9 protein-coding genes are annotated in these 12,906 nt (G+C 58.1%); 8 read left to right on the forward strand and 1 reads right to left on the reverse strand.

Annotated elements, in window-relative coordinates:
* Positions 1–261 precede the first annotated feature (261 nt).
* The 6 genes from GKC68_RS04245 to GKC68_RS04270 all read left to right on the forward strand — a co-directional run bounded on the left by GKC68_RS04245 (position 262) and on the right by GKC68_RS04270 (position 7,888).
* Positions 262–864, forward strand: a complete 603-nt coding sequence (locus GKC68_RS04245) for a cupin domain-containing protein (protein ID WP_013027187.1) — start codon at positions 262–264, stop codon at positions 862–864.
* 335 nt (positions 865–1,199) lie between these two features.
* Entirely contained in the window at positions 1,200–2,906 is a 1,707-nt protein-coding gene (locus GKC68_RS04250; protein ID WP_089527838.1) for a lysophospholipid acyltransferase family protein, read from the forward strand.
* Positions 2,907–2,979: 73 nt separating this feature from the next.
* Positions 2,980–4,047: an ABC transporter ATP-binding protein gene (locus GKC68_RS04255; protein WP_028723525.1), complete on the forward strand. Its 1,068-nt coding sequence runs from the start codon at positions 2,980–2,982 to the stop codon at positions 4,045–4,047.
* Positions 4,048–4,062: 15 nt separating this feature from the next.
* A complete protein-coding gene (locus GKC68_RS04260) occupies positions 4,063–5,064 on the forward strand; it encodes an ABC transporter substrate-binding protein (protein WP_155276914.1) in 1,002 nt (333 codons plus the stop codon).
* Between the two features lie 2 nt (positions 5,065–5,066).
* Positions 5,067–6,809, forward strand: coding sequence for an iron ABC transporter permease (locus tag GKC68_RS04265; protein WP_252294269.1), 1,743 nt, complete (start codon positions 5,067–5,069; stop codon positions 6,807–6,809).
* Positions 6,797–7,888, forward strand: a complete 1,092-nt coding sequence (locus tag GKC68_RS04270; protein ID WP_047714516.1) for an MBL fold metallo-hydrolase — start codon at positions 6,797–6,799, stop codon at positions 7,886–7,888. The genes GKC68_RS04265 and GKC68_RS04270 overlap by 13 nt, the downstream gene beginning before the upstream one ends.
* A 5-nt stretch (positions 7,889–7,893) precedes the next feature.
* On the opposite strand, the gene GKC68_RS04275 is transcribed toward GKC68_RS04270, so the two are convergent.
* Complete coding sequence (locus GKC68_RS04275; RefSeq protein ID WP_033778046.1) at positions 7,894–8,958, reverse strand: LacI family DNA-binding transcriptional regulator; 1,065 nt, start codon at positions 8,956–8,958, stop codon at positions 7,894–7,896.
* Positions 8,959–9,178: 220 nt separating this feature from the next.
* Between GKC68_RS04275 and GKC68_RS04280 the strand changes: the two genes are divergently transcribed.
* Both GKC68_RS04280 and GKC68_RS04285 read left to right on the forward strand, forming a co-directional pair.
* The gene (locus GKC68_RS04280) at positions 9,179–10,489 is read left to right on the forward strand and encodes an MFS transporter (RefSeq protein ID WP_110956741.1); all 1,311 of its coding nucleotides are present in this window, start codon (positions 9,179–9,181) and stop codon (positions 10,487–10,489) included.
* Between the two features lie 10 nt (positions 10,490–10,499).
* On the forward strand, positions 10,500–12,863 hold the full coding sequence (locus GKC68_RS04285) for a glycoside hydrolase family 31 protein (RefSeq protein ID WP_047714514.1): 2,364 nt from the start codon (positions 10,500–10,502) through the stop codon (positions 12,861–12,863).
* The last annotated feature ends 43 nt before the right edge of the window (positions 12,864–12,906 follow it).

Raw genomic sequence — 12,906 nt, forward strand, 5'->3', positions numbered from 1 at the left:
CGTCATTTTCTGGCGGTATTGGTCTTCATCTTCGCGCTGACGGCGGCTAAAAAAAGCGGGCGGCTCAGCGGGCAACGATGGCCACCGCACCTTTTGCAGATTAATCCTACCAGATAAAAAAGACTTAGCGGGTTAAAGAGATATTGTTAACAACTAATTTGGCTTTGGTTAGCGAGTTAGAGTTGTTATGTAAATTGTGATGTATAGCGCACATTCCAACCCTGCGACCTTTGTCACACTAAAGAAAAAAGGAGACATTGTATGACTGCCCAAACTTCCAGTCTGATGTTGCTGATGTCTTTCGCAGCAGGCACATTTTCAGCTGGGGCATCAAATAACCCACAACATTTGATGTTCGCCAGCCCGTCAGCCGGCGTACCAAACAATCCGCTGCCGCTGATTATCTGGCCACGCGTGGTGCCGGAGGACGAAGAGAATATCGCCACCTGGTTCGAGGAAACCTTTGAAAAAAATGGCTGGCCGCCTGACTGGCGCGATCAGTTGTTTCCCTATATGCACTACCATCCCAATACGCATGAGCTTCTTGGTGTCGCTGAAGGCTGGGCGGAAGTGCTGTTTGGGGGCGACAGTGGCCGCATGATTACCCTGCGGGCAGGGGATGCCGTGCTGATCCCTGCGGGTGTGGGGCATCGGCAGGTTTCCGCCAGCGAAGATTTCCTGGCGGTAGGTGCCTATCCTGAAGGGCTGAAGCCAGAAATTCTGCGCGATGAAATCGGCCAGCTCAAACTGTCCCAGGAAAAAGTGAAAAAAGTCCCGTTGCCAAAGCGGGATCCTTTTACGGGTAAAGCGGGTGCGATGACCGAGATCTGGACCCCGGTTGCCGCCATGATGCACAACCCGTAGCGCGCGCAGGAACCGACTGCCCGGAAGGGATGAAGACGTGGCTGCAGAGGTTTGGCAGCCGCAACCGGCCCCGCTGCCTCCTGCTGAGAGGCTGCCAGGAGACGTTAGCGCCTTTATAGCAACCACTATTAAGATTTTTCATCTCCCGGCGTCGCGCCGGGTTGGCGAAATATCCTGTCTTATCTTTCTGTTTCTCCTGATAAAAACCTGTTAATGCGCTTATGTGCCGCTGACCGCGCCAACAAATTTGCCTGCCGACCTGCCGTCATTCATAAAAGTGCAAACAATGCGACTTACTTTCGCTGTATCTCCGGGACAGGCACGAAAGGTTAACTATGTTTTCAGTCGATCAGGTCATTGAACGTTTCTGGCCGAACCAGCGTCCTGCCAACTGGCAGAAACGGATGTTGAAGTGGATCTTACGCGAAGATGAATTCCAGCGCTTTGCCGCGCGCTATCCCCACCTGAAAGGGCTGGATATGGTCGAGCAGGTACTGGAACATCTTGACGTCCGGTGCGAACTTAGCGAGCGCGATCTGGAGCAGATCCCATCGCACGGACCGGTGGTGATCGTGTCGAACCATCCCCTGGGTACCATCGACGGCATGGCGTTACTGCATGCGATATCTCAGGTTCGCCGCGACGTGAAAATCGTGGCGAACCGGCTAATTATGCTGCTGGAACCGCTCAACAGCCTGATGTTACCCGTCGACAATATCGGTAATCGCACCAACCGCCAGCAGCTGCAGCACATGCAACAGCACCTGAGCAATCAGGGCGTCCTGATTATCTTCCCGGCGGGCGAAGTGTCCCGCCTGACCAGCGCAGGCGTGCGCGATCGCGAATGGCATCACAGCTTTCTGCGCCTGGCCGCGAAAGCGCGCGCGCCGCTGGTTCCGGTGCATGTCGAAGGTCGAAACAGCTCACTGTTCTATGCCACCGCGAAAGTCGCACCGTCCGTGGCGATGCTGATGCTGGTGCGTGAAATGTTTAAACAACGCGGGATGCGCATCAAACTGCGCATCGGCGCGCAGATCCCCTTCGCACACTGGCACGATGGCCATACGCCCGGCAAAGAGCTGGCAAAGCGCGTGCGAAAACATGTTTACCGCCTGGGGCAGGGCAAAAAAGGGCTCTTCCAGACAGAATCCGCCATCGCCCTGGCGGAAGATCGGGCCGAACTGAAAAAGGCTCTGCTGCAAAGCGAGTTGCTGGGCAATACGCCTGACGGCAAGAAGATCTATCTGTGGCGGCGTAACGGGGCGACCTGGGTGCCGATACTGCGTGAACTGGGACGGCTGCGTGAGATTGCCTTTCGTGCCGTCGGTGAGGGCAGCGGTCGTCGACGGGATCTCGACAGCTACGATGATGACTACTATCACCTGATTCTGTGGGACGACGCAGAGCTGGAAATCGTGGGGGCTTACCGGTTTATCCCCGGTGGCGAACAGCTGGAACGACGCGGCATGGAAGGCCTCTACAGCCACAGCCTGTTCCATTACGACGAACGCATGATCCCTATTCTGCGTCAGGGCATTGAACTGGGCCGCAGCTTTATTCAGCCCGCCTACTGGGGTAAACGCGGGCTGGACTATCTCTGGCTTGGCATCGGGGCTTACGTGGCCAGATATCCTGAGGTGCGCTATCTGTTCGGACCGGTTTCCATCTCTGGCACTATGCCGCTGGCGGCGCGCGATTTGCTGGTCGCGTTCTATCGGCTCTATTTCCCAACGGACTTCCCGCTGGCGACCTCGCGCTGTCCTTATCCGGCCTCTCTGCCTGCCGTACTGGCTCAGTTTAGCGGAAATGATTACAAAGAGGATCTTCAGCGGCTGAAGCAGCTGCTCAGTAACCTCGGCGTCGCTATCCCCACGCTCTACAAACAATATTGCGAAGTCTATGAGCCAGGCGGAGTGCAGTTTATTGATTTCGGCAGCGACCCGGACTTTAACAACTGTATTGATGGGCTGGTTTTGGCGGATTTAACCAAAATCAAGCCATCGCGCTACGAGCGCTACGTGGCGGTCCATCTGCCGAAGTAGCCCGGTGTCACGGTCCTGTCATCAAACTGTCGTAACGTCTTGCAAAAACGTATACGGCAAAGGCGACATCAACATGGCCGCAATTTCACTCTCCGGGCTGGATAAAGCCTTCGCGGCGCAGCCGGTCCTTGAGGCGGTATCGCTGGAGATCCAGCAGGGCGAGTTTATCGCCGTGCTGGGCCCCTCCGGCTGCGGCAAAACGACCTTGCTCAGGTTAATCGCCGGATTTGAAACGCTGGATCGCGGCGAGATCTGGGTGGACGACACGTTGTTTGCCTCCCCGAATTTTCATCTGCCTCCCGAAAACCGCGATCTTGGCGTGGTGTTTCAAAACTACGCGCTGTGGCCGCATATGACGGTGGCTGAAAACGTAGGCTATAGCCTGAAAGTCAGCGGCGTAAACCGTGCCGATCGGGAAGAACGTATCCGGCAGGCCCTGGCGCTGGTCGGCCTGCTGGACTTTGCCGATCGCCGCCCGGCCGATCTGTCCGGCGGCCAGCGTCAACGCGTAGCCCTTGCCCGCTGTCTGGTGGCAAAGCCCCGGCTGGTCCTGCTTGACGAACCTCTGGCTAACCTTGATGTGCATTTGCGTGCCGCCATGGAAGAGGAGTTTCGCCGTTTTCACCGTCACAGCGGGGCCACCTTAATTTATATCACCCACGATCAGCGCGAAGCGATGGCGCTGGCCGATCGCGTTGTGGTGCTGAATGCGGGGCAGGTCATGCAGTTTGCCTCACCACAAACCCTGTGGCGTGAGCCCGCCAATGAGATGGTCGCCACCTTTATTGATGAGGGGCGCGTGCTGCCGGTAAAAGAGATTGAACCGACAGGCCAGGGGCTGGCATCGGTGAGGCTGTTCGGTACACGGATGCGGTTGCGCTGTGCCGCGCATCAGACAGCCTTGCCGCAGGGTAAAGCCAGCTTTCATCGAGCCAGTTTCCGCCTGACGGCTGACGAAAGCGGCCATTTCACCGCCAGGGTTGAACGCCTGATTTACCGCGGCGGCCATTACGACATCCATCTGTCTCCGCAGGCAGATCCTGAGGTTTCCATCACGCTGGCCCTTGACGATGTGTCTGCTCTCAGAGTTAACGACACCGTAAATATTGCCGTGACTGACGGCTGGATTCTTCCCGCATAAAGGACTTCAGACAGTATGAAAAAACGCATGCTTACCTCGGTTACATCTCTGCTCTTCACGGCTGCGCTGGCAGGCCTGACGCTGGCGCAGGCGGCAGACAAGCCTGCCGGCACGCTGGTGGTCTACACCTCGCAGGCACCGGAAATTGCGCAGCAAACCATGGACGCGTTCAAAGCGGCCTATCCCGGTATTCAGGTGGAATGGACGCGCAACGGTACCACGCAGTTAATGAACGTGCTGCACACAGAAATGATGAGCGGCAAGGTGAAGCCCGACGTGCTGCTGGTTGCTGACGCCATCAACCTTGGCGCACTGAAGAATGAGAAGCAGCTCTATGCGTATCAGGATGCGCCCGTCGATCACCTGAAACCTGCCTTTTATGACCGGGATAAAACCTTTTTTGGCACCAAAATTATCGCCACTGTAATTGCCTATAACACGCAGCGCGCTAAACCCGTTAACAGCTGGAAAGCCCTGCTCAACCCGGACAACAAAGGGCAGATTGCCATGCCCAGTCCGCTTTACTCCGGGGCTGCCTTGTATAAGCTGCACACGGATATCACCACGCCCGACATCGGCTGGAACTTCTATAAACAGCTGGCGGCGCTGGGCATCGCGCCGCAGGGCGGTAACGGACCTGCGTTAAAAGCCGTAGCGAGTGGACTGGATAAATACGGTGTGATTACCGATGCCGACATTATCCGGGCCAAAAAGCAGGGATCGCCCATCGACCTGGTCTATCCAGAAGAGGGCGTGTCTTACGTCACGGAACCTGTCGCCATTATGAAATCGGTGCATAACCTGCCTGCCGCTAAAGCCTTTGTGGATTTTCTGCTGTCGGAGCCGGGACAGAAACTGGTGGTTCAGCAGGGTAACCGGCCGGTCGATGACCGCATTGCCGCGCCTGAAGGCTTTGTTCCGGTAGACCAGATCAAACTGCTGACCCCGGACGTGGAGAAGGCGGTGGCCGATGATGCGCAGGTGCGGGAACAGTTTACCGCGCTGTTTGGTGGCTGAGAATGAGCGTGCTGAGTAACGACTGTCAGCCTCGCCGGGTGCATCGCACGCGCTGGCGTTTTCGCGCTGAACCCTGGGTGTTAGGGCTGCTGGTGCTGACGATCGGGCTGCTGTCCGTGGCGCCTTTTACCCGGCTGATCTGGACAGCGATAGCCCCGCAGGGCGTACCGGATTTGACACGGATGACGCAGTTGTTGATCAGCCGCCGGGTACTCAGCGCCACGTTAACGACCTTGAGCATCGGGCTGAGCGCCACTCTGTTGTCGCTGTTGCTTGGCACGCTCGCCGCCTGGCTGGTTGCGCTGAGCGATATGCGCGCCAAAGCAGCCTGGGTCTTCGCCTTTATCTTACCCCTGATGATTCCGCCACAGGTGACGGCACTTGCCTGGCTGCAGGCGCTGGCACCGGGCAGCCTGCTGGCATCGCTGTTTCAGCTGCTGGGTTTACCCTGGTTTGCACCAGGTGAGCAGCCGCTCTACTCGTGGGGCGGAATCGTGCTGCTGCTGGGCCTGCACAATGCCCCGCTGGTGTTCCTGACGGTGCGAGCCGGTCTGCGACGTTTACCGGCAGAACTGGTGGAAGCCGCGCAGATTAGCGGCGCTTCGCACGGGCAAATCCTGCGCACTATTATTTTACCCCTGGCGCGTCCGGCCATTTTTGCAGGCGCGGCGCTGGCTTTTGTGGCGTCGGTCGGGAATTTTGGTATTCAGGCGATGCTGGGCATTCCGGCACGCCTGCCGACGTTAATTACGCTGGTCTATCAGCAACTTAACGCCATTGGCCCCGGTGCGCTGCCGGATACGGCCGTCTATTCCTTGCTGATTGCGCTGATCACCTTAACCGGCATGATGCTGAGCGGCTGGCTGGGCGGACGGCGTGATGTCCGCGTGAGCGGCTCGCCGCGCCCGTTTCAGCAACCGCTTAACGGCGCGCGGCTGCCCACGGAGGTGATGGCTTGGCTGTGGATGGCGGCTACGCTCATTATGCCGGTCAGCGCGCTGCTGACCAGTGCGCTGACGCGCGGCTTTGGTCAGGCCTTGACGTGGCAGACCCTGACGCTGGAAAACTTTTACCAGGCGCTGTGGGGTTATCCCGCAATACGCCATGCTTTCGCGACCAGCCTGTGGCTCACCTCGCTGGCGACGCTGATGCTCACGGTCATGGCGCTGTTTCTGGCTTTCTTTCTGAGCTGGCGACGCACGCGACTGGTGCGCGGGCTGTGGTTTGCCAGCGAGCTGACTTATGCGCTGCCCGGTATCGTGACAGGCGTGGCGGCAATCCTGTTTTTTCTGCCGCCGCTTCCTCTGCTGGCGGTCTCGATTTACGGCACGGTCTGGATCATTCTCGCCGCCTATCTGTCCAACTTCCTGGCCTTAGTCTTGCGCCCCACGCTGGCGGGCTTCGCGCAAATTGACCCCTCGCTGGATGAGGCCGCGCGTCTGTGTGGGGCGGGGTTTCTGCGCCGCATGGGCGATATTTTACTGCCGCTGGCGGCGCCGTCTGCGCTGGCGGGAAGCCTGTTGGTCTTTCTGACCGCGCTGAACGAAATTCAGGTCTCGGTGCTGCTGGTGACCTCCGATACGCAAACCCTTGGGCCAACCATTATCTTTCTTGATGAGGGCGGCTCTGCACCGCTGGCAGCCGCCGTAGGATGCCTGATGATTCTGGTTGTTCTGACCTTGATGTTGCTGGCGACGCGCCTGACGCGCGCGCTGCCGCAGGGAGTATTGCCATGGCAAGCCTGACCGTGGTGAGCGGCGTGGGGGGAAAGTTGCCCGCCGCTTTCCTGCTTGAGATTCAGGGATACCGCCTGTTGTGGGATCTGGGCGCGGGGCCGGAACCCGGCGTAAAGCCGGATTTGACGGCCATGGGGCACGTCGATGCCATCTGTCTGACCCATTCTCATGGCGACCATACAGGCGCGCTCGACAGCTGGCAGCGGTTGGGATCGCCGCCGGTTTACGCCACGGAGCTGACCTGGCAGCAGTTGGGAGAAGAGTGCCCGGTACCTGCGCGAGCGCGGCACGCATTGCCCTTACGCGGGCAGTGCGCGGTTGGCCCGCTTAATCTGTTTACTGGCCGGAGCGGTCACTCACCGGGATCCGTCTGGTTTCACCTGCCGATCGCGGGTGGCATCACCTATATGGGCGACTGGAGTCGCGAATCGCTGCTGCTGCCTTTTGACCGGCCACCTCGGGCGCGCTGGTTGATTACCGATGCCTCTTACGGCGACCGTCATCAGCGACTTAATCAGCAGGTTGAGGCGCTGGTACAGGCTGCCCGCCACGGGGCGGTGGTCACGGCGCCGTTGCACGGTAGAGGCCCGGAGATGGCACTGCGGCTACGCGCAAAGGGGCTGCCGGTGGTGCTGTGCCCGCAGGTGCGCGAAGATGTTTCACAGCTGCTGGCGCAAAATACGCTGCCGGCTGCCACGGCGCTGGCGTTGCTGCCGTTGCTGCGTGAGCCGACGCCTGCGCAATGGCGACCTGACAGCGTTATCGTCGCGGCCGATGCGGTGGCAGACAGCGGCCTGGCCGCCTTGCTGAGCCAGCGACCCGAATTCAACCTGATTTTTAGCAGTCATGTCGCTCGCGGCACGCGGGCCTTCGCGATGCTACAAAACGGCTCAGCGCAGTGGTTGCCCTGGAATGTTCATCCCCCGCTGGACGATCAACTGGCGTTGATCAAACACAGCGGAGCGGAACAGGTCATTCCCGCTTTTGTCGAGCCGGCATCGTGCCAGCAGTTGATTGCCCGAGCGTCTGCCACGCTAAGCTGGCAGCGTCGCTTTACGCTGTCATCCCGTTGGGAAAGCTTTGCCTGATAGCCTTAGCTGTAAAGCCCGTGCTGCTGCACCGGCGCATGACCCGGATTATCCCGGATGCGGCGTACCGAGTCGCGTACCACCAGCTTGCCGTTCAGCAGCAGATTACCGGGCGGCAGGTTTGGATCTAAACGCAGCGCCTGAAGCATTTTGACGGCGGCCTCGCCCAGCTCGTCTCGCGGAACCTGAACCGAGGTTAGCGGGATCTCCTGCACGGTGGCCAGGTTGAAACCATCCATGCTCATCACGGACACATCTTCCGGCACCCTCAGGCCCGCTTGCTGTAACGCCTGCACCGTTCCGGCGGCAATATAATCGCCACTCGCCAGAATCGCGGTAGGGCGCTGTGCCTGCGGGCAGCGACGCAAATAGTCGCCCAGACAGGCGCTGGCTTCGCTGCTGCTAAAACTGTTGAGCGTAATCAGGTGCTGGCGGCTGTCGAAGCGCAGATTCATGGCATGCCAGGCATCGCGTACGCCCTGAAGCCGCTGCTCCATGGTGTAACGCCGTAGGCAGTGCAACGACAGAATTTGCCGATGGCCCTGTTCAAACAGATAGCGCGCGGAAAACTCGCCAATAAGCTGATGATCCGGCGACACCGAGGGCAGGCGCATTCGGCGGTCGCGGGCGTTGATCAGCACACAGGGTTTGTTCATTTCAGCCGCCAGTTGATGAATGTGTTCATCGTCGATACCGATCAACAGCGCGGCTTCCGTCTGCTGCATCTTGTCGATAAACAGCGCGGCATCGCTTTCCACTTCTTCCAGCGGACAGTAGCGCAACCGCACATCGTGCGGTTTAACGGCTTCGCTAATCCCCTGGATCACCTTGTAATAAAAGATATCCGTGCGGATATCGAAGGCACGCGGTGGCGCAAATACCATCAGGTCATTAAGCAACAGCCGACCATGCTGAAGATTATCCAGTACGCCTTGCTGTTGGGCGATGCGTAACACTTTTTCGCGCGTGGCGGCGCGGATATTGGCTTTCCCGGCAAGGACGCGCGAAACCGTACTGACTGACACGCCGCTCAGGGCGGCAATTTCGCTCACTTTTAAGCTTTGCTTCATTCTGTGATCGCCCTCAAATCTGCAAATGAAAAAATTTTCATAAGGTGCTGAATCGTGTCCCTGCTGGTCTGCAAGGGCATTTTTGTTGTGCGATAAGAGTGCCATGAAAAGAGTTGCAAAAAATGGGCTGTACCCACGTTTTAGGCTTTTTTAAGGTCGGATCAGATAAACAGGCTCGCTGCGCGGCAACACGTCAATTACTTGCTACAGGAGTTTCATCATGAGTCTCGACTCGACCACCCGCACTCACGCGTCGTCGCGTCCGCTGCGGATGATTAAAAATTTGCGCTGGTGGATGCTGGGCATGTTCCTGCTGGGCGTAACGGTGAACTACATCACCCGTAACTCCTTGGGGATTCTGGCCCCGGAACTGAAAAACACGCTAAATATGACCACGGAGCAATATTCCTGGGTCGTTGCCGCCTTCCAGCTGGCCTATACGCTGTTTCAGCCCGTTTGCGGTTGGTTAATCGATGTCATCGGTCTGAAGATGGGCTTTCTGATTTGTGCCGTGATCTGGTCAATCACCTGTCTGCTGCATGCCGGTGCAGGCAGCTGGCTGCATCTGGCGCTGCTGCGCTTTGTGATGGGCGCTTCCGAGGCGGCGGCCACGCCCGCGAATGCCAAGGCCATCGGCGAGTGGTTTCCGAAAAAGGAGCGGCCGGTAGCGGCAGGCTGGGCGGGGGTTGGCTTTTCCATCGGGGCGATGCTGGCTCCGCCCATTATTTATGTCGCACATGTCTCGTTTGGCTGGCAGGGCGCATTCCTGCTCACTGGCGGGCTGGGTTTGATCTGGGTGGCGCTCTGGTGGTGGGGCTATCACTCGCCTGAACGCCATCCGCGCCTCTCGGATGAGGAGCGGGCGTTTATAACCCAGGACAACGAAGTCATCGGCGAAAAGCTGCCGTTTTTTACCGCGCTGAAAGTCATCGGCAAAGAAAAGAAATTCTATGGCATTGCCATCCCGGCCTTTTTAGCTGAACCGGCCTGGGCGGTATTGAGCTTCTGGGTACCGCTCTACCTGGCCAATGAACGTGGCATGGATCTGAAACAGATTGTGATGTTCGCCTGGCTGCCGTTCCTGGCCGCTGACTTCGGCAGCGTCGCCAGCGGTTACCTGACAAAGCTCTACGTGCGCTGGTTTGGCTGCACGCGGGTGAACTCAATTGTAGCCAGTTCCGTCACCGGTGCGGCCCTGATGATCTCGCTGGCGTTAATGACGCTGGTCAAAGATCCCTATCTGGCTATCGCGTTGATTTCAATCGGCGGCTTCGGTCACCAGGTGATCTCCTGCATGTTGAGTGCACTGGTGGTGGAGCGCTTTGATCGCCGTCAGATGGCCACGGTCAACGGGATGCGCGGCTCCTGCGCCTGGATCGCCAGCTTTATCTTTTCGCTGATTATCGGCGTGACTGCCGACACGATCGGCTTTAATCCCCTGTTTATTGCCATGGGTTTCTTTGACCTGATTGGCGCGGTTTTCCTGGTGATGTTTATCGCCGAACGCCGCAAGAATATTGCTAAAAATTGAGGGTAATCTCATGAAAACGCTTAAGACATGGACGCTACATCAACAAACGCCGCATTTTGTCGAACTGAACGTCGAGCAGCGCCACTTTTTACGGATTTACGTATTAGAAAACGGCCTGATGCGCGTGCTGCTGAAACGCGACGGGGAACTGGCGCTGAACCGCACCTGGAGCATTGCCCCTCAGGAGGATGTGCCCTGGCAGGGGCGCGATCGTGAAGCGCTGGACGGCTTTACGCTGCCCGCCTTTACCCTGCAACAGGAGGCGCAACAAATCCGTCTGGCGACGGACCGGCTGCGGGTTACCGTGCATTATCCCCTTTGCCTCAGTTGGGAACATTTTGACGGCACCGAGTGGCAGCCGCTGGCAGCCGATCGCCACACCGGGGCTTACCTGCTGAACATGCATGGCGATGGCGTGGAACATTACCAGCGCCGTCAGCCGCAGGATCGGGTTTACGGCCTGGGTGAAAAGAGCGGCGATCTCAACCGGGTCAATCGCCGTTATGAGATGCGTAATCTGGATGCGATGGGCTATAACGCGGCCAGCACCGATCCGCTCTACAAGCATATTCCTTTCACGCTGACCCAGCGCGACGGCGTCAGCTTCGGACTGTTCTACGATAACCTTTCCAGCAGCTGGCTGGATCTGGGCAATGAGTTAGATAACTACCATCTGCCGTATCGCCGTTATCGCGCAGAGGCGGGCGATCTGGATTACTACATGATGTTGGGGCCGACGCTGCTGGAGGTGACCAAGGCATTTGTTCGCCTGACGGGCCGCACCCTCTTTCAGCCGAAGTGGAGCCTGGGTTACAGCGGATCCACGATGCACTACACCGATGCGCCGGATGCACAACATCAGCTGCTTTCCTTCATCCAGCTGTGCCGCGAGCATGAGATTCCTTGTGATTCGTTTCAGCTGTCGTCCGGTTACACCTCCATAAAGAACAAGCGCTACGTGTTCAACTGGAACTATGACAAGGTGCCAAACCCGGAAGCGATGAGCGCCGCGTTCCATGATGCGGGCATGAAGCTGGCAGCCAATATCAAACCCTGTTTGTTACAGGATCATCCACGCTATGACGAGGTCGCGGCGAAAGGACTGTTTATCCGCGATTCGGAACAGGATCGGCCAGAACGTTCCGTGTTCTGGGACGACGAAGGTTCCCATCTGGATTTCACCCATCCTGAAACGGTGACGTGGTGGCAGGAAAACGTCACAGAGCAGCTACTGAAAAAAGGCATCGACGCGACCTGGAACGATAACAACGAATATGAAGTCTGGGACAGTGAAGCGCGCTGTCATGGTTTCGGTGAGCCGATCGCGATAAAGCATATTCGCCCGGTCATGCCGTTGCTGATGATGCGCGCCTCGCTGGAAGCTCAGCAGCAATTTGCGCCGGAAAAAAGGCCGTATCTGATTTCCCGTTCGGGCTGTGCCGGTATGCAGCGCTATGTGCAGACGTGGAGCGGGGACAACCGAACCAACTGGCAAACCCTGCGCTATAACATTCGTATGGGCCTGGGCATGAGCCTGTCCGGGTTATTTAACGTTGGGCACGATGTGGGCGGGTTTGCTGGCGATAAGCCGGATCCCGAATTGTTTGTGCGCTGGGTGCAAAACGGCGTGATGCATCCGCGTTTTACCATCCATTCATGGAACGACGACCATACCGTCAACGAGCCGTGGATGTACCCGGAAGCCACACCGATGATCCGTGATGCCATTCGGCTGCGTTACCGGTTGATGCCGTATCTGTACACCCTGGCGTGGCAGGCCAGTGAACACGACGAACCGATGCTGCGGCCGACGTTCCTGGATCATGAGCATGACACGCGCACCTATGACGAGTGCGATGATTTCATGCTGGGGCGCGATCTGCTGGTGGCCAGCGTGGTCGAGCAGGGGGCACGTACCCGTTCCGTTTATCTGCCCGACAATCTTCACGGCTGGTATGACTGGCATAAGGGCAACTGGCTGGCTGGCGGACAAACCGTCACGCTGGATGCGCCGCTGGATCGTCTGCCGTTACTGGTCCGCGCCGGTGCCGCAATTCCACTGGGACAGTGTGAAAGCACCACCGATGCGCAGCGCGATAACGTACGTGAACTCCAGCTTTGGCCTGCGCCAGGTAATGTCACGACCCACGGCGAGCTGTTTGATGACGATGGCGAAACGCACGGCTGGCGCAAAGGCAATGCGCTGTGGCTGAACTGGACATTGACCAGTAGTGCGACAAGGCTGGATCTGACAATCGAGAAGCGAGGGGACTATCTGCCGGCCTGGCGCGAGATGGCGATTCAGTTACCGCCGGGGGAGAAACGTGCACTGTGGATTAACGGCGAAATGACAACATGCTATCGGCTGGCTTAAGCGCCAACGCCTAAAGCCGAATGCGTTCGTGACGCTACAAACC

The sequence above is a fragment of the Pantoea sp. RSPAM1 genome (genome assembly GCF_038816185.1).
In the GTDB taxonomy this organism is placed as follows: Bacteria; Pseudomonadota; Gammaproteobacteria; order Enterobacterales; family Enterobacteriaceae; genus Pantoea; species Pantoea ananatis.